Annotated in this window: 17 protein-coding genes; 6 read left to right on the top strand and 11 right to left on the bottom strand. The window is 55.6% G+C overall.

Annotated features, from left to right (window positions below; all coding sequences use genetic code 11):
- Nucleotides 1-275 precede the first annotated feature (275 nt).
- The 4 genes from J3U88_RS01955 to J3U88_RS01940 are packed head-to-tail and all read right to left on the bottom strand — an operon-like array spanning nt 276 to nt 3,449.
- Nucleotides 276-1,130: a tetratricopeptide repeat protein gene (locus J3U88_RS01955; protein WP_207856436.1), complete on the bottom strand. Its 855-nt coding sequence runs from the start codon at nt 1,128-1,130 to the stop codon at nt 276-278.
- 8 nt (nt 1,131-1,138) lie between these two features.
- On the bottom strand, nt 1,139-1,831 hold the full coding sequence (locus J3U88_RS01950) for a hypothetical protein (protein ID WP_207856435.1): 693 nt from the start codon (nt 1,829-1,831) through the stop codon (nt 1,139-1,141).
- Complete coding sequence (locus J3U88_RS01945; protein WP_207856434.1) at nt 1,828-2,424, bottom strand: RNA polymerase sigma factor; 597 nt, start codon at nt 2,422-2,424, stop codon at nt 1,828-1,830. Before J3U88_RS01945 ends, J3U88_RS01950 begins: the two co-directional genes overlap by 4 nt.
- 29 nt (nt 2,425-2,453) lie before the next feature.
- Entirely contained in the window at nt 2,454-3,449 is a 996-nt protein-coding gene (locus J3U88_RS01940) for a hypothetical protein (protein WP_207856433.1), read from the bottom strand.
- 353 nt (nt 3,450-3,802) lie between these two features.
- Here J3U88_RS01940 and surE point away from each other — a divergent pair, with 353 nt between their 5' ends.
- The 5 genes from surE (at nt 3,803) to J3U88_RS01915 (ending at nt 8,201) form a co-directional block, all read left to right on the top strand.
- Nucleotides 3,803-4,612, top strand: a complete 810-nt coding sequence (gene surE / locus J3U88_RS01935; protein WP_207856432.1) for a 5'/3'-nucleotidase SurE — start codon at nt 3,803-3,805, stop codon at nt 4,610-4,612.
- Between the two features lie 11 nt (nt 4,613-4,623).
- Nucleotides 4,624-5,259 (top strand): YqaA family protein, encoded by a 636-nt coding sequence (locus J3U88_RS01930; RefSeq protein ID WP_207856431.1) that lies wholly within the window; start codon nt 4,624-4,626, stop codon nt 5,257-5,259.
- 8 nt (nt 5,260-5,267) lie between these two features.
- Nucleotides 5,268-5,936, top strand: a complete 669-nt coding sequence (locus tag J3U88_RS01925) for a JAB domain-containing protein (protein ID WP_207856430.1) — start codon at nt 5,268-5,270, stop codon at nt 5,934-5,936.
- 125 nt (nt 5,937-6,061) lie between these two features.
- Nucleotides 6,062-6,829, top strand: coding sequence for an inositol monophosphatase family protein (locus J3U88_RS01920; RefSeq protein ID WP_207856429.1), 768 nt, complete (start codon nt 6,062-6,064; stop codon nt 6,827-6,829).
- 31 nt (nt 6,830-6,860) lie between these two features.
- Nucleotides 6,861-8,201: an oligosaccharide flippase family protein gene (locus J3U88_RS01915; RefSeq protein ID WP_207856428.1), complete on the top strand. Its 1,341-nt coding sequence runs from the start codon at nt 6,861-6,863 to the stop codon at nt 8,199-8,201.
- Nucleotides 8,202-8,395: 194 nt separating this feature from the next.
- Here the strand turns inward: J3U88_RS01915 and J3U88_RS01910 are convergent, their stop codons facing one another.
- The 4 genes from J3U88_RS01910 to accC all read right to left on the bottom strand — a co-directional run bounded on the left by J3U88_RS01910 (nt 8,396) and on the right by accC (nt 13,475).
- Nucleotides 8,396-8,548, bottom strand: coding sequence for a hypothetical protein (locus J3U88_RS01910; protein ID WP_207856427.1), 153 nt, complete (start codon nt 8,546-8,548; stop codon nt 8,396-8,398).
- Between the two features lie 357 nt (nt 8,549-8,905).
- A complete protein-coding gene (gene priA / locus J3U88_RS01905) occupies nt 8,906-11,398 on the bottom strand; it encodes a replication restart helicase PriA (protein ID WP_207856426.1) in 2,493 nt (830 codons plus the stop codon).
- Between the two features lie 56 nt (nt 11,399-11,454).
- Complete coding sequence (locus J3U88_RS01900; protein WP_207856425.1) at nt 11,455-11,958, bottom strand: biotin/lipoyl-containing protein; 504 nt, start codon at nt 11,956-11,958, stop codon at nt 11,455-11,457.
- A 2-nt stretch (nt 11,959-11,960) separates the two neighbouring features.
- The gene (accC, locus tag J3U88_RS01895; RefSeq protein ID WP_207856424.1) at nt 11,961-13,475 is read right to left on the bottom strand and encodes an acetyl-CoA carboxylase biotin carboxylase subunit; all 1,515 of its coding nucleotides are present in this window, start codon (nt 13,473-13,475) and stop codon (nt 11,961-11,963) included.
- A gap of 361 nt (nt 13,476-13,836) precedes the next feature.
- Between accC and J3U88_RS01890 the strand changes: the two genes are divergently transcribed.
- Nucleotides 13,837-14,439, top strand: coding sequence for a thymidine kinase (locus tag J3U88_RS01890; RefSeq protein ID WP_207856423.1), 603 nt, complete (start codon nt 13,837-13,839; stop codon nt 14,437-14,439).
- Here the strand turns inward: J3U88_RS01890 and J3U88_RS01885 are convergent.
- The 3 genes from J3U88_RS01885 to J3U88_RS01875 form a co-directional block, all read right to left on the bottom strand.
- On the bottom strand, nt 14,405-15,064 hold the full coding sequence (locus J3U88_RS01885) for a TIGR02453 family protein (RefSeq protein ID WP_207856422.1): 660 nt from the start codon (nt 15,062-15,064) through the stop codon (nt 14,405-14,407). The two genes, J3U88_RS01890 and J3U88_RS01885, sit on opposite strands and share 35 nt — an antisense overlap.
- A 108-nt stretch (nt 15,065-15,172) precedes the next feature.
- The gene (locus J3U88_RS01880) at nt 15,173-16,456 is read right to left on the bottom strand and encodes an RNA polymerase sigma factor (RefSeq protein ID WP_207856421.1); all 1,284 of its coding nucleotides are present in this window, start codon (nt 16,454-16,456) and stop codon (nt 15,173-15,175) included.
- Nucleotides 16,453-16,812, bottom strand: a complete 360-nt coding sequence (locus tag J3U88_RS01875) for a YciI family protein (RefSeq protein WP_207856420.1) — start codon at nt 16,810-16,812, stop codon at nt 16,453-16,455. Before J3U88_RS01875 ends, J3U88_RS01880 begins: the two co-directional genes overlap by 4 nt.
- Nucleotides 16,813-16,899 lie beyond the last annotated feature (87 nt).

Genomic DNA, 16,899 nt, shown 5'->3' with positions numbered 1-16,899 from the left:
TTCTGAGCCAGGATCAAACTCTCATGTTGATGCCTGTTGTTTGTTTCAAGAACAAACGAAACTGACTAGGTTCATTACCAACCTCGTGTCGGTAATGACGTGTTTCTCTTCCATTTTCAACTTTCAATCAACTCGGCGTTGTGTGCCGCCGACAAGATGCAGATTCTAGGGATTCGCCCTCAAACTGTCAAACCCTTTTTTAAACTTTTCTTTCTTTTTTTCGCAAACATCAGAAAACAAACCTGTTCCACTGAATCACAGGGGCCGGCAACCCCTTACTCCAGAAACATTTTGATTTCTTCCTGCCCGGTTACCACCTCAAACAAAACATGGCCTGACTGCAGGTCCTCCAAATTAAACTGAAGTTTCTTCAGATCGATGCCCGCTTGCTCCTCAATGGCGTTGAGTTGATCATCATTAAATGACTTGATGGCGATGTTGTAGAGGCTAATCGGCAAGTTGAGTTTCACCTCGGTATCGTCGGATGATGGATCGAGCTGACGAATGATGATGCGAATCATCTTGGGTTTCACCCCGGCTTCAGCACGTGGTCTCTTTATAAGACGATCCAGACGCTCCTTATCAGCCTTAGAACCTAATTTGAGGATGTGCTTGATGGCGGTATCGCGCAGGTCGATATCGCGCTCCTTCTCAACAATCTCGAAAAACACCGGCAAGCCGTCATCGCGATCAAGGTTGGACAAAAACAACGCCGCTTGAAGGCGAATATCGCCGTTGTCGTCGCTCAGACCGTCCAACAGAATTTGAACCATTCTGTTCCGATCCGATTCGATCAACTCATGCGCCAACTTGAGGCGCTCGCCCTTGGCATCCAGAATGTTCTCGGCTTTGCAGTCGCCACGCTTGATGATGCCCTCGAAAATGGCCAAAGCCTCTTTCTTGTTACCCATGCGATCGTAACAATACCCCAGGTAGTTTTCGCTTTTGCAGCGCCTGGGGCTGTCGGGATAGGTCGCGATCAGGTCCTGGTAGGCCCGCGCGGCCTCACTCCATTCTTTGTTGTACCAGTGGACGCGTGCCTGCTTCCACAGCTCGAACTCCTCGGCGCCGGTTTGCAGGGTGCTCACATTGAGTGAAACGATCAGTAATGTGTGGCAAATAAACAACATAGTACACCCTATGAATATTGAATTTCTTGTGCGATCACGCGCAGCTTGCTGAGGATCCGCTTGCTATTGATGTGTTTGTTGAGGAACTCGATCTCCATTTGATCGCTGCAGGGATCGAGGTTGTTCACATCCACCAATATTCGTTCCAACTGGTCAAAAAGTTCACGCGCTTGGAAATAACGCGGATCGGTTAAGCTGTGGTGGAACATCTTTTGCTGCATTAACAGGCCCTGCGCCAACTTCTTTTCCATGGCCATATCCAGCGAATCGTCGGAACACTTAAAATCGAAATCCCGAATGGAAACCAAGAGCAGTTCCGTGTTCTCGAGGTAATCAACCATGTCGGTGCGGGCTTGTTTTTCAATCACCTGGTTAATCATCTCCGGCTGAATCACAATCTCGCGAGAGGGTTGCCCCGGCGGCTCACGCAAAAACAACAGCCCGGCTAGAATGGTCGCGGCCAAAACCAGACCGGCGGAAAAGGAACGCAACACCGGGCGGCGACGAACCCGCCGCATGAGGGTTTGGCGGAACTCATAGGCGCGCGGCATTTCAACAGGCTCCTCGCCCAACTGATCAAGCGCTTGGGAAATCATTAATAAGTCGTGTAACTCGGGCTCGTCGGACGATGGCGGCGCGCCTTGTTGACGGCATGACTCTAAGCGGTCAAACAACGCCTCGTATTCTTCTTCGTGATTCATGATCCGACCTCCGCTGACAAGACGCCCCCACGGGCGAGATGGCCGCGCAACCCACGCAAAGCCTGAAACAAGGTGGCTTTGACGGTGCCGGCCGCGCAATCAAAAACTTCGGCAATTTCCTGAATGGAACAACCCTCGTAATATTTGAGCAACACCATGCTGCGTTGCCGCTCACTGAGCTTGGATAAGGCCGCCGACATTTGGTCAGTCACCTGGGACAGTTCCAAATGGCGATGAGCACTGTTGGGTTCGGCTTTCACTTCGGTTAACATGTCGTCCATCGAAACCACCTTGGCGTGCCGTTTAATTTGGCGTATGCGATCAATAACCGCATTGTTTGCAATGCGGTACAACCATGTCGTAAACTTGGCGTTTTCGACATAGCTGTGACGCGCATTGAAGACCTTGATGAACACTTCCTGGCTGACATCCCAAGCGTCCTCTTCCGAGGCGAGCATGCGACCGGCTAAGCGATAGACGCGGTTTTGATGACGTTTCACGAGCACCTCGTAGGCGTCGAGTCGGTCTTTGGCAACCATGTTCATCAAACCCTCGTCGGTTTCGCCGTCGAGCGCGGCGTTGTTCCTGCGCATGTTTAGAACGACACTCCCTGCTGATGCGTTTAGTTCAGACCGTCGAGAAAATTCTTCAACTTGGAAAGCGTGGGACTTTCCTGACTGTCAAGCTCCTTGATCAGTCGGTCCTTGATGGCGGGCAACTGAGAAGCGGGAACCACCAAGGTCGTAACCACGGAAGCTTTCTCTTGACGAATCTGGAGGGATTTCATCAGGGGCCCTAGCTCGGGGTCGGATCCGAAGATACCGCGCCCTAAACTGACAAATCCAAAGACCACGTCATAGAGGTAAGTAGCATGCTGAGAAGTTTTTAAACGGACCGCGACGTTCAGTGTAACATTGTTTTTCACGTTCATCGCGAGGCTGACATTGGAAAGCTGGTCGCGGTGCTCAAAGTCGTTGAGGAAATTCTTGGGTGGGACGGACCAAACAAACAAACTGTTGTCCAACGGGGTGACACGACGGTATTCGGCAAAATCGGGACGGTTCCACAATCGCTGTTCATCGGGGACAAGCATGAGGAATTCGAGCATGTCGTTTTCACCCATCATAATGAGCCCGTCAGCTGGGACGTGGACCTTCATTTTATCGTAAACATAATCGAAATAACCATTTGCACGTTGCTTAAAACCTAGCTCGGTCATTTTGTCGACAATCGCCTGCTGGGTGAACTCCCCGCTGATCAACACGACGGGTTTCTCCAAATACACCATAAAGCCAACCGATTCCACCTTCGGCCAAGGGATCCCAACCGCTTCCAAGGTGTCGCTGAGCAATTGTTTGTAACGCTGAATATCCTTGGTATCGATATCAAGACGGTTATCAAACAAGGTACTGAGGTCAAGTTCCTCGACGGAAACCTCGAGTAACTTGGTGAGGTCGTTGGGACGCACCAACACCAGCAGTTCGGGGTCGGCGGGGATGTGATTAAAAAGTGACTGGGAATAGTTAACACCGGTCGTACAGGAAGAGGAACCCAGTATAACCATCACCAGAAGCACCCCGGCGGCGTAACCCGTTGTGGTCGGGAAAAAACCCTTCATAACCATCTCCTTCACTATAAGTGATTTACCTAAAGACAAATGGTTCCACAACCGGATGCCGGTGAAACCTGTGTGACACGGGAGTATCGTGCATCAGCCTAACACCAAACGAAAGCGCTCACAAAAAGTTGAGTGCGGATTTTATAAAAAGGGCCGGAAACAAGGGCGCCGCCCTCATCAATCTTTAACAGGAACCGTTTAAGAAACACCGAATAAAGCGGTTGTCCGCCAACGATCATTTAGAGCCGGACACGGTGAGATTGGGTTCATGCTAGGATAGGCAGCTTAACCCGAGCGGGGCCGACCTGCACATCCCGGCCGAGAGCCGATTGAACACCTGGAGCGTTTTGGCGATGAACAGTTTGCCTGAAATAAAGGAACTGCAAGACAGCGACAAACCTTTGATCTTGGTCACGAATGACGACGGCTACGACAGCCGCGGTATCACCGCATTACGCGCGGCGTTGCAACCTTTAGGTTGGGTATTGGTCGTGGCACCGGAACAAGATCAATCCGGGGTCGGCCGCAAAATCACCATCAACCACCCCCTACGCTTGCGGCATATTGATCGCCACCGTTTCGGCGTGAACGGCACCCCGGTCGACTGTGTTCGCCTAGGCCTGCACCTTTTGAAAGACATCCGTCGGCCGGCACTGCTGGTTTCTGGAATCAACCACGGCCCCAACTTAGGCCGGGACACGGGTTATTCAGGAACCATCGGCGCTTGTTTGGATGCGCAAATCGCGGGGTTGGACGGCCTGGCGGTATCGGCGGGCCGCGACGGTCAGGGTGGCTTTGCCATTGATGCGGCAGCGCGAACAGCGGCTGAGCAGGCGGCAAAGATGCTTGATGCGGGGCCCGCGGGCGGGGTGGTCTGGAACCTCAACGTGCCCTACCAAGGAACCGGCGAAGTGGTCACGGCACCACTGGACACGCGCGGCTTTGAAAGCCGCATCGAACAGGGTACCGACCCTCGGGGAAAAGATTATTACTGGATCGGACCTTATCATCCTAAAATCCCAACAAACGCACCCACGGACATGAGCGTCTTTTACAGCGGCCGGACCACGCTGACCCCGCTGCGCCCGAACCTGACGGACATGACCCAACTTGTTTCCGATTCATCCACTCAAGCGGCAACCCCGATTGCCGCGGGCAAATAGGAGTACCCACCATGACTACGGCGCCTCCCCCAACCAACCTGTACGGACGCATCATGGGCTGGATTCGATCATTGTATGACCGCACCCTGGCTCTGGCGGAAAAGCCGATGGCCACCTGGTGGCTGGCTTTGATCAGCTTTGCCGAAAGCTCATTTTTTCCAATCCCGCCGGATGTGATGCTGATGCCGATGTGTTTGGCGCAGCGGGACAAGGCCTTTCGGATCGCGGCAATTTGCACGGTCGCCTCGGTTTTGGGCGGTTTGTTCGGTTACGCTTTGGGTTACTTCTTCTTTGAATTCATCGGCCAGCCGATCCTCCATCTCTACGGCGCCCAAGGCAAGTTCGAGACATTTCAAGCATGGTACGAGGCCTATGGATCCTGGGTCATTTTTGCGGCCGGGGTTTCGCCGATCCCCTATAAAGTCATCACCATCACCGCGGGTGTATCCCATTTCAGCATCTTGCCGTTCATCATCATCTCGGCCATCAGTCGCGGCCTGCGCTTCTTCCTGGTCGCGGGCATCGTCAAAGCGTTTGGCGAGCCGGCGGTTCAATTTATCGACCGCTACTTCGACAAACTCACGCTCGCGGCGGTCATTCTGTTCATTGGCGGTTTTGTCGCGATCAAATTCCTCCTTCCCGCTTAATCCCCGCCATGCAGAAACGCATCAACGACCTTAGCCCGATTGACCGACCCCGCGAGAAGTTACTTCAGCGCGGGCCGGCCCATCTCAGCGATCATGAATTGATCGCGGCCTTGCTTGGCGGCGGAACGGCCTCGCAACCGCTGCACCAGCTTGCGGGAAAAGTTCATGCGGCATTGGAACAAGCGGACAATGACCCATCCAAGGCGTTGCCCGCGTTACTCAAGTTGTCAGGCATCGGACCGGCCAAGGCCTGTCAACTGGCGGCGGCCCTGGAATACAGCCGCAGGCGGATTCGACCGGCAGGTCTGGCAATCCTCAAGCCAACGGATTTGCTGCCGCTGGTCCAGCTTTACGCCCGTCAAAAACAGGAACACCTGCTGTGCGCCTCGCTCAACGGCGCCAACGAAATCCTCGAAATTCGGGTTGTCTCGGTGGGAACAGCAGACCGCAGCCTCATTCACCCACGTGAAGTCTTTGCCGATCCTCTGACGGACCGCGCCTGCGCGATCATCCTGGCCCACAACCATCCCAGCGGCAAGGTCACCCCCAGCGAGGCCGACATCCGCGTTACGGGTCAAATCGCGGCGGCGGGCAATCTGCTCGGCGTTCCCCTTCTAGATCATCTTATCTTCAACCAAACAAACCACTTCAGTTTTGCGGACGCGGGCTTGCTCTGACGAAAAATGCCGGCAAGCGCGCCGCCTTCACTTCACAAGGGTTTCACACGGACATGGTTCAATGAGGCCTTTTCCCAATGCCCGTGAAAGCGAAACGCGGGAACCCCCTTATCAAGGAGAACACGATGGAACAACGGGTCGAAATTCTCAAACGCGCCGCCGAAGCAGCCGGTCGCGTGCTCAGCAATGGGTTCCGCCAAACGCTGCACATCGATCAAAAAGGCGAACTCGATTTGGTGACCGATATTGATCGTGCGGCCGAACGTGCGATTCTCGACATTCTGGACGCGGAAGTCCCGGAAGACACCATCGTCGCGGAAGAAAGCGGACGTCGCGAGGGAAGTAACCGATTCAAATGGATCATCGATCCCCTCGACGGCACCACCAATTTTGCCAACGGCTTTCCGCACTTTTCGGTCTCCATCGGCTTGATGGAAACCGGTCTGCTGCGCGCGGGTATTGTGTTCGACCCCATCAAAGATGAGTGGTTTGAAGCACACCGCGGCAAAGGCGCCACGCTCAACGGCCGCATGATCCGCGTCGGCGAAAAAACATCGCTTGCCGAGGCCTTGGGCGTAACGGGTTTCTCCTACGACCGCCGCGAACGCATGCCGGAATTGTTGGCCCGCGTTGAATCCTTCCTCATGCATACGCGTGGTCTGCGCCGTCTTGGTTCGGCGGCGCTCGATTTGTGCTACGTGGCATGCGGTCGCTTCGATGTTTTTCTGGAAGACGGCCTCAACGCCTGGGATATGGCGGCGGGTTGCTTGATTGTGGAGGAAAGCGGCGGTATTTTGAGTAGGCTCAACGGCAAGCCGTTTGACGTCGACGGCGGCGAGGTGATCGCCTGCAACACCCACCTCGCCCGTATCGTGCGCGCACATATTCGGTAAGCGGTACGATTCCACCACGAAAGGTCTGCGATTGCTCAAATCCATTCTTCTGTTACACGTGGCCCATCTGACGGGTCGCCTCCTCTATGTTTTTTTCGCACTGTGGTACCTCAACCGCTTTCTGGGTATTGAAGCCAAAGGGGTTTGGGCGGGTTTGTTCTCGCTCTTCAGTATCTTGTCGGTGCTCAGCAACATGGGTTTCGAGGTGTGGCTCTCGCGCGCGGTAGCAGCGGGAAACATTGATCGTGCGCGGGCCCAACGTTTTCTTTTCCAGACCAAGTCCGGCCTGTGGCTGTTGTGTTGGCTGATTGGCGCGGTATTGGTCGCCAACGGGGCCTACCCTGCACTTGCCTCGGCGGCTTTTGGGGTCGCTCTGATTTTCGACGGTATCGGGGTTGCACAACAAGCGATCTACGAGGGCAAATCCGACACACCGCGGTTGGCGGCGATGTCGTTTTTTAAAGTAGGCGGTTTTGCCATCGCGGCGGCCCTGGCGGCGATGATTGTACCCAATCCCGATTTGGATGTTTTTGCCTGGTGTTTTGCCGGGGTACTAGGCCTGCGCGTTTGTTTCGGTCAGCATGCATGGAGCTTGTTGCCACCGGAGGGCAAACCTATCGACCCGGAGGCGGTTCGTTCCTTTCTTTTCATGGGTGCCTACACCTTGGTGACGGTTCTGTACTTCCGCATCGACCAGGTCATGCTGATTCCCTTAGCGGGGGAAGCGGCGGCGGGGAACTACGCCAATGCCTACGATTTGGTGGAAGGCACCTTGTTCATTAGCGGCGCGGTGGCGGCGGTCCTGTATCCAAAACTGGTCCAGGCAGAGGACGAAACACGGCGTGCCCGCTTGTTTGACACAGCCTTCGCGGGACTCACGGTGATCGGCGCCTGCGGGGTGTGCGGCATGTGGTTGTTCGGCAAACCGGTCGGCGGCTTACTGGCCGGGGAAGCCTTCGACGGCGCCTTGCCCGTTTTGTACCTGCTGGCGACCTGTCTGCCAATTATGTTCGCCAACGGCATCCTCAGCCGCTGGTTATTCGCCCGCAACATGGAACGCTTCGCCCTGGTCACCGGTGTCGCGGCCACCCTCTTGAACATGGCGGGTAACGCCTGGGCGATTCCCCGCTGGGGCGCCCAAGGGGCCACCGTCATGACGATCCTCACGGAAGGCTTTATCTTCGTAGCCTGGCTTCTGGTGGGTCGCGGGTCCTGGCTTTTACTGGGCCGCTGGTTGCTGTTGCTGACACCCTTGATCGCGGTACACCAGTCCTGGATCCGGTTGGGTACACCCAGCGCGGTCCTGGTCGCGGCAACCTGCTACACGCCCATCGGAGTGTGGCTCATTCGTGGTTGGCGCGCGGAAACTTAAGCCTAGCCCGCATTTCTCACGAGGATTCGTCGCGAGAAGCTGAAAGCCTTGGGAGTACGAAGATGACGACCAAGCGCAAAGGGAGCGGGGCCGACCATTCGGCGTAGCAGCGCTACGTCGCGAATTGCTCGACTGAGTAACCGAAGTCATCGCATGGGTTGCCCCGCGGCAGAACGCCTTGTGAGAAATGCGGGCTAGCGTTCTTTCCGCGGCAGACGCCGCTCCATATTGCCCAAATGCAGGACCAAGTCGTTACCGTCGACAAACACCTTGAGCCCCTCAACGGTGTAACCTCGCTCGTAGATAAACGCGGAACTCGGACCGCCGTCCAGGAAACCAACGAACACAAACTCGTCCTTCACTTCCAAATGCATCGCTTTCGAACACTTAGGACAAATAAAATACGCCCAACGCTGTTCCACCCAACTCTGGGTACAGTTCTCAAACACCACTTCGGGCGCGAGGTTTGCTTTGCAATGTCTGCAGGTCATTTTCATGAATCGGCCTTAAGGTTTGAATCGCTCTACAATAACCCGAAACCCGTCGGCTTGGGCAAGGAATTCAAGCGGGGTATCCAATCGATGATATCCCTTAACAAAACGAAATTCACCGTAACACCGACCGACAGGAACCCTTAAACCGAACAAAGACTGATCGCGACACAAAACGCCTTTTACAGCAGCGTTACATAAATCCAGAACAGGCTAAAGGAATTGATAAGGATCGATGTCGAAGGTAACGGCAGGTCTCTCGATCAAACCCCGCGCCACGCAGGTCTCTACCACCTGGTCGGCGAAACCATGCAGACTGGCGCGGTCTCCCGACTTGAGCACGATTTGGTAGCGCCAGGCGCCTTTGATACGCCCAATGGCCGCCTTGGTCGGACCAAGCACGACGAGGTCGGCGCGTTGCTTCACACTGTTGAGCTGAGCAGCCATCCACTGAATCGCCTGGGCGGCTTTTTGATCATCCTTGTGGGTCACCATAATGTTGATCATATGGGCAAAGGGCGGATAAAACAGGTGTTCACGATAGGTGAGTTCTTTTTTTAAGAACGCGAGGAAATCGTGATCGGCGGCGAAGCGAATACAGTAGTGCTCGGGCATGTAGGTTTGGATGACAACCCGACCGGGATTCTTGCCGCGCCCGCTGCGCCCGGCCACCTGGGTCAACAATTGGAACACGGTTTCAGCGCTGCGGAAATCGGGAATACGCAAGCCCTGATCGGCGTTGACGATGCCGACCAAGGTGACATTGGGGAAGTCGTGACCCTTGGCGATCATTTGGGTACCGACCAAGATATCGGTTTGCCGCGACTCAAATTTATCGAGAATTTTTTGGTGGGCCTCACGGGCACTTAGACGATCTCGGTCCATGCGGTCCACGACATAATCGGGAAAAAGTTCCTGGATATGGGCTTCAATTTGCTGCGTCCCCTCCCCGAAAAACTGGAGGGCAACCCCGTCGGCCGCGCAACTGGAGCACGCGGCGGGAACGGGTCGGATCTCGTTGCAATAATGGCAGTGCAAACGCTCGTCGGTACGGTGAAAGGTTAAACACACCTCACACTGGGAGCACATTTCGACATGGCCGCATTTGCGGCACAAAAGGAAATTGTGGTAGCCGCGACGGTTGAGCAGGATCATCACCTGATTGCCGGATTTCAGTGTTTCCCCGATTGCCGCTTGCAAACGGCGGCTCAACAGCGGCCGCTTGCGCTGCGCCTTAAATTCACCGCGCATGTCGAGGATTTCCACCTCGGGTAATTTGGCCTTGGTGGCGCGTTTGGTTAGGGTTAACAGATGATGACGACCGCGGCGATGGTTTTGCCAGGATTCCAAGCTCGGGGTGGCACTGCCAAGAACGACCACCGCCTCGGCCATTTTGCCGCGCACCAGCGCCAAATCGCGAGCGTGGTAGCGAATGCCGTCGTTTTGTTTGTAACTTTGGTCGTGCTCCTCATCCACGATGACCAACCCCAAACGAGGCAGGGGAGCAAACACCCCGGAACGCGCGCCCAAGACCACGTCTACCTTGCCGGCCAAGACGTTGGCCCAAGCCTCGGAACGCTGCGACATACCGACGGCGGAGTGCAAGATCGCGAGTCGCTCACCGAAGCGATCACGAATGCGCCGGTGCATGAGGGGGGTAAGGGCGATCTCGGGAACGAGGAACAAGGCTTGACGGCCGTTCTCCAGGCAGTGCTGAATCGCGCGCAAGTAGATTTCGGTTTTGCCGGCGCCGGTTACGCCAAACAAAAGGAAGGAGCAAAATCGGGCTAGGTCCAAACCGGCGGTAATTTCCTCAAAAGCGGCACCTTGCTCCTCGGTGAGGGTGTGAACCGCGTCGGCCGTGGTTTCGGCATCATCGCCGAGTAATTCGTATTTGGGAATGCGCTTTCTCTCGATAAACCCTTTTTTCTCAAGTTGATTAAGCAACGGCGAGGCGGAACCGAACACGGCGTAAATCTCGGGAATTCTGGCGAAATGGGTCTCCCGCACCCGCAACCAACGCAGCAACTCAATTTGTTTGTAGGCCCGTCCCAGCTCGGTGGGATCCACGGCGCGACCGGCCTCGGTGACCACGACCACGGTAACGTGGGGGATGCTTTCTTTTTCGCGATCACGGGACTGAATGAACAGGTAACCCTGATCTTCCCAAAATCGGATGTCCTCCAACTTAATTTCGGTTTTGGCTTTAAGCTGCCATTCCTTACGGGTCAGCGGACCGCCGAGCAATTGCGCCAACACAATCCCGCCGGCCTCGCTTTCCGCAAAAGTTTTCCCGTTGGGCGACAGCGCAAATTGGATCTCCTTTTCGTTAAGCACGCCGGGTGGCAACGCGAGTTTGACGGCTTCGCCGATGGGGGCGCGATAATAACGCACCATCCAGTCCAACAAATGGTGAACTTCCTCGGCGATCACGATTTGGCGCGTATCACAAGAGACGAGATAACGGGTGCGTGGATATGCATCGGCCGATTGGTAGGCGTCGGACATGGTGATGCCGTACAGCAACTTGGAGCGAAACGGCACCAAAACACGCAAACCGCGTTTGACGACGGCCGGATTGATATCACCGGCGGGTATTTTGTACGTGAAGGTTTGCCGCAAAGGGACCGGCAAAGCGACTTCCACCAACCAAGGTCCAGTGTCGTCGAGCGGTAGCGATGCAGGTGATGGGTCGTGAGCCGCCAAAGGTTCCTCTTGGATCAAAAAAAGAAGCGGGTCCCCAAAAGGAACCACGCACGACGCTACTCGATGGTGATCAGGACGGCGCCGCTTTCGACGTTGTCGCCTTCTTTAACGCGGATTTCCTTGACCACCCCGGCCTTGGGACTGCCCAATTCATTTTCCATCTTCATGGCAACCAACACCAGAAGCCCCTGATCCATGGCAACCTCATCGCCTTCCTTGACAAGGATACGCTGCACCAAACCGGGCATGGCGGCTTCCAAGGCCGCGGGCCCTTTACCGCCGCCTCCCATGGCTTGATCCAAAATCTTCTGCATGGGGTCTACCACTTCGACATGGAAGCTGTCGTCGTAGAAATGGGTTTCGATATGGCCTTTTTTGCCGTGGTGGACATGGACATCGTAGGAGCGTTCATGGTGGATCATTGAATAAAGATCCTCCATGACCTCCATGCAATCAACCTCGTGGTCAACGCCGTTGATGTTCACCCGGAAACGATGGTCGCCGAGCTGCTCAACCTTGAGTTGGTACTCGTTCTGATCAATAGTGGCAATCAATTCCATGGTTATAAACTCCGATACCGCATGACGGCCAAACGTGCGCCGGCTTTCCATTGGCTGCTGTTTTGCGTTTGTTCATCAGGCCCGGCTGCGCCACGCCGCGCTTCTGTTTTGTAATGTTTAATCGCGGCCGCGATCAGGGCCGGTTCAATGTGACCCTCGTCCAAACCTTTGTGTAACAACTCGGGGTGGCGTTCGATGAAGGCGGTATCCAGGTCGGCGGCAAGCCAAGCGGGATGTTGCATTAAGGCTCGGTGGAACCAAAGGTTGGTTTTAATCCCGCCGACGCGGTATTCGCCCAAGGCACGGGACATTCGCAAAATCGCTTCCTCGCGATCCCGGCCCCAGGTGGTCAGCTTGGAAATCATGGGATCGTAATAAATGGGGACCTCGTAGCCGGGATAAACCCCGGAATCGTCGCGAACCCCCAAACCACTGGGCGTCAACAAGCTGGTAATTTTGCCGGGCGACGGCATAAAGTTTTTCTCGGGGTCCTCGGCGTAAACACGACATTCCACGGAGTGACCGGTAATGGTGATGTCGTCCTGGCTGAAAGGCAGTTTTTCGCCGGCGGCGATTTGCAACTGGAGCCGCACCAAATCAACCCCGGTTATCCATTCGGTCACGGGGTGTTCCACCTGCAAACGGGTGTTCATTTCCATGAAGAAAAAGTTGTTGTCCTTGTCCATCAGAAACTCGATGGTCCCGACAGAATCGTAATTCACGGCCAAGGCGGCTTGAATCGCGATTTCACCAATCTTGGCGCGCATCTCAGGGGTTACCGCGGGCGAAGGCGCTTCCTCCACCACTTTCTGGTGACGACGCTGAACGGAACACTCGCGCTCGGCGAGGTGAATCGCGTTACCGTGTTTGTCGCAGGCGATTTGCACCTCAATGTGACGCGGATTCTGAATGAATTTCTCAATGTAAATGCGGTCGTCGCCGAAGGCCGACTTGGCCTCGGAAGCGGCCATGTCGTAATTGGAAAGGAAATCCTCGGCACGATCCACCCGACGCATGCCTTTACCACCACCGCCGGCCGAAGCTTTAATCATGACGGGGAAACCCATCTCCTGCGCGGCCTGCAAGGCTTCCCGACGGTCGCCGTTCTCATTTTGGAACCCCGGTGTGACGGGCACCCCGGCCTTAATCATCAACTCACGCGCGGTGGTTTTGTCGCCCATGCTGGAAATCGATTCCGGGTGCGGGCCGATGAAGGCAATCCCCGCATCACGACAGGCTTGGGAGAACTCGGCCTTCTCGGACAAAAAGCCGTAACCCGGGTGAATCGCCTCACAACCGGTGCGTTTGGCGGCATCCAAAACTTTTTCAATATCCATGTAGGTTTCGGCGCTGGTGTTGCCGGGCAAATGAACGGCCTGGTGGGCATAACGAACGGCCAAGCTGTCGCGATCCGGGTCGGAATAAACGGCAACGGATTGAATGCCGTGCTCGCGCAAACAGCGAATGACGCGAATCGCAATCTCGCCGCGGTTGGCAATCAAGACTTTTTTGAACATGAAACATCCCCAAACTTGGAAGTGGAAACGGGAGACAATCGCGTCGCGCCCGGGTTTCAGCCGCCCAAGGAGCGGAACGCAAGAACCGCAAGGTTCGGAAAAGGCCGACGGTGTCGCAAATGGGTGGCGGACGGACCGCGCTATTGTGCCATGTGAGGCGGCCGAAAAGCAATCCGCCCGGCTTTTGCCCAAAAATTCTTTCGTCCGCACGTTTCAGGGTGTTAAATAGGGACGCTTACCCCGACTTTTCCGCCCGCCATGCACCGGTGCGGCTTGCCCGGTCCCACCCGCGCATGCACCGCCGCTGTATTGGACATCCGAGCCGGAAAACCACGGTGCATCACCACCTGTAGGAAACACCATGGCCAAACTCTACTTTCGTTACGGCACGGTCGGCAGTGCCAAAACCCTGAACTTGCTCGCCGTCGCCCACAACTACCAACAACAGGGCAAAAAAGCTTTGTTACTCAAACCCGAACTGGATGACCGCTGGGCGGCGAGCACCATTCGCTCGCGCGCGGGTCTGGAAAAACCCGCCGATATTCTGATTAACGGCGACAGCGAACTCAAGGACGAACTGTTTCACAACATCGACTGCGTGCTGATCGACGAAGCCCAGTTCCTTCCACCCCAAGTCATCAACCGTTTGCGTGAAATCGCCACCGATCACCAAATCCCGGTGATTTGCTACGGCCTGCGCACGGATTTTCGAACGGGGCTTTTCGAGGGCGCCCGGCGCTTGATGGAGCTGGCCGATTCAATTGAGGAAGTCAAAACCACCTGCGCCTATTGCAACCGCAAGGCTATTTTTAACCTCAAACTCCTGGACGGAAAAGCCACCCTCGCCGGGCCCACGATTGATTTGGGCGCCGAAGAAAAGTACTTACCGGCCTGCCATCATTGTTATTACGAGCAGTTAGAGGTCAAACCTACACACGCAGCGACGCTGCCAGGTAATCGTTGAGCGGCTTGCCGATTCGGTAAATTTCCAACAAACGTTGCGGCAAACGCTCATCATCTAACCAATCACAGCCCAACTCGGCGGCGTAATAGAATTGCTTGTTGGCAATCAGCGGTTGCGTCGCCAAAACCGGCTTAAATTCCTTGGGCAGGATTTTGTTGCGGTTGCCTTTCAGGGCGCCAAAGGTTTCCTTAAAAGCGGGCGCCGCGGTCAAATCACCGATCACCTCGGGTTCCTTGGCGATGGCCCGACGGATGGCGAGCAACTCATTTTTTCCCGGCTGGAAGCAACCGCCGGCGGCAAACAATCCCTCGGCACCAATTTGAAAATAAAAGCCGGGACCGGGATCCTTGCGGCCACCAGGTGCAATCACGGCGCCGACATGGGTTTTGTAAGGCGTTTTATCCTTGGAAAACCGCACGTCGCGATAAATACGGAACATGGCGTCCTTGGGCGTAATCGCGAGGGGCGGGCCTTCTTGGCCGATAAGCATAATCATGATTTGGACCAAATCAGTAAAGGGTCCTTTGATCTCTTTCTCAAAACGCGGCTTGTTGGCGTGGAACCAGGTTTTCTCATTGTTGGCGGAAAGCTCTTGGAAAAAAGGGACGCATTGGGAAAGCGACACGGGAACCCCCTCGAAAAGAAAATACAGTAATGTGATGGCACCTTAACACAAAGCCAAAAGGTTCAGGACTTTGTCAATTTAAGAAAAGGTATTAAATACTTTTTCATTTCACTCATCATCGGTAAATTCGTCCAAACGCGCGCGGAAATAACGGCTTACCGGCTCACTCATCGCCAGGGTTAAGGCGCGGCGATAGGCTTGCCGCGCCGCCTCCGATTCACCACAACGGGCGTGCAATTCGGCGCGGGTGGCGTGGTAAGGCAAGTAGTTTTCTAAGCGGGGTTCGCCCGCGAGTTCGGTCAACGCTTTCAGCGCGACCGGCGCGGATTCGACCTCGGCTAGGGCAACCACCCTGTTTAGGGCAACCACCGCATCCCCCGACACATTCAACAGCAAGTCGTAAAGATGGAGGATGCGCGGCCAATCCGTCTCCTCGGCGCGCGCCGCCAAGGCGTGACAGGAAGCGATTTCGGCCTTGAGATGGTAAGCGGTCAGTCGATCACCAAGCGCGGATCGCGCCATCCACACGACCCCCTGTCCAATCATCTGTTGATCCCACAGCGCGCGGTTCTGGTGTGCTAGCAGCACGGGCTGCCCGTTTCGATCACAGCGGGCCGGCAAACGCGCTGCTTGGAAATGGAAATAGGCGGTCAGGGCAAACACCTCGCCGGAGGCGGTCAACGGGTGTTCGGCCAAAATGCGTACCAAACGCAAGGCGTTGCGGCACAGGTCCGCACGAACGTGTTGTTTGCCCTCGTGGGCGCTGTGTCCCTCGTTGAACATGAGGTACAGCACCCGCATCACGGAATCGATGCGTTCGGGCAATGCCGTGGACGGCGGCATCTCGAATGGAAGCGCCAAGCCGCGGATCTTCCGTTTGGCGCGCACGATCCGTTGGGCGACGGTCGGTTCAGAACTGAGGAAGGCACGGGCGATTTCACCGGAGGAGAAACCGCCTACCATTTTGAGGGTTAACGCCATGCGCCCTTCCGATGGAATCTCCGGGTGACAGCACATGAACATCATGCGAAGTTGTTCGTCACGAACCTCGTGGGCAAAGGCGGAATCGGTCGCGTCGGCTTCCGATTCGTGCCATTCAGCCAAGGTCGCGGCAAAAAGATCCTGCTTGTGGCGAAACACCTGATGGTGGCGAACCAAATCCAGCGCGCGGTTTTTGGCGACACGCACCATCCAGGCGGTCGGGTTGTCGGGCACCCCGCTGTAAGGCCAGCTTTTGAGCGCCCGCATCATCACTTCTTGCACAACATCCTCGGCGTCATCGATGTAACGGCTTCCAAAAATACGCGTTAGCCTTGCAACCAAGTAACCCGCGTTTTCCCGGAAGAGGTGATCAACCAAGGATGGGACGGCCGAAGCGTCCGGCTGATTCATGTACAGGTCACCACGTCCACCTCGCGAATGGTAATGCGACCGTAATCCAGATGGGGGCAGGTTTGACACATGGCGACCGCCTCGTCGTAGGAAGCGGCCTCAATCACAAAATAGCCGGCGATCACTTCCTTGGTTTCACTGTAGGGCCCGTCGGTAACCTGGGTCGTCCCACCCGCTTTCTGCATCAACTTACCACCTTCGTCTTTTAATTTGTTGCTGCCGTGAAATCGACCCTGGCCGACCAGGTTCTCCCGCCAGGCCATGTACTTGGCAACGATGCTTTGGATCTCCTCCGGGCTCATGTCGGCATCGGCAAGCGCCGGCTCTTCTTGTAACAAAATCATGTACTGGGGCATGGGAATCACTCCTTCTCATGGGTTCTATCGGATTTGTTCCAATTGTAAACGATGCCGGTTACGGCTCGGTTATGATGACGACGAAAG

The organism is Acanthopleuribacter pedis, assembly GCF_017377855.1.
Lineage (GTDB): Bacteria > Acidobacteriota > Holophagae > Acanthopleuribacterales > Acanthopleuribacteraceae > Acanthopleuribacter > Acanthopleuribacter pedis.
The sequence above is the reverse complement of the archived record's forward strand: the minus strand, read 5'-3'. Positions and strand labels throughout refer to the sequence as shown.

What these genes read in the sequence shown, in the direction of transcription:
- J3U88_RS01920 (WP_207856429.1), top strand. Translation starts at nt 6,062, where the DNA reads ATGGAACAACGGGTCGAAATTCTCAAACGCGCCGCCGAAGCAGCCGGT.
- surE (WP_207856432.1), top strand. Translation starts at nt 3,803, where the DNA reads ATGAACAGTTTGCCTGAAATAAAGGAACTGCAAGACAGCGACAAACCT.
- J3U88_RS01940 (WP_207856433.1), bottom strand. Translation starts at nt 3,449, where the DNA reads ATGAAGGGTTTTTTCCCGACCACAACGGGTTACGCCGCCGGGGTGCTT.
- J3U88_RS01900 (WP_207856425.1), bottom strand. Translation starts at nt 11,958, where the DNA reads ATGGAATTGATTGCCACTATTGATCAGAACGAGTACCAACTCAAGGTT.
- J3U88_RS01880 (WP_207856421.1), bottom strand. Translation starts at nt 16,456, where the DNA reads ATGAATCAGCCGGACGCTTCGGCCGTCCCATCCTTGGTTGATCACCTC.
- J3U88_RS01955 (WP_207856436.1), bottom strand. Translation starts at nt 1,130, where the DNA reads ATGTTGTTTATTTGCCACACATTACTGATCGTTTCACTCAATGTGAGC.
- J3U88_RS01890 (WP_207856423.1), top strand. Translation starts at nt 13,837, where the DNA reads ATGGCCAAACTCTACTTTCGTTACGGCACGGTCGGCAGTGCCAAAACC.
- J3U88_RS01950 (WP_207856435.1), bottom strand. Translation starts at nt 1,831, where the DNA reads ATGAATCACGAAGAAGAATACGAGGCGTTGTTTGACCGCTTAGAGTCA.
- J3U88_RS01875 (WP_207856420.1), bottom strand. Translation starts at nt 16,812, where the DNA reads ATGCCCCAGTACATGATTTTGTTACAAGAAGAGCCGGCGCTTGCCGAT.
- accC (WP_207856424.1), bottom strand. Translation starts at nt 13,475, where the DNA reads ATGTTCAAAAAAGTCTTGATTGCCAACCGCGGCGAGATTGCGATTCGC.
- J3U88_RS01925 (WP_207856430.1), top strand. Translation starts at nt 5,268, where the DNA reads ATGCAGAAACGCATCAACGACCTTAGCCCGATTGACCGACCCCGCGAG.
- J3U88_RS01945 (WP_207856434.1), bottom strand. Translation starts at nt 2,424, where the DNA reads ATGCGCAGGAACAACGCCGCGCTCGACGGCGAAACCGACGAGGGTTTG.
- J3U88_RS01930 (WP_207856431.1), top strand. Translation starts at nt 4,624, where the DNA reads ATGACTACGGCGCCTCCCCCAACCAACCTGTACGGACGCATCATGGGC.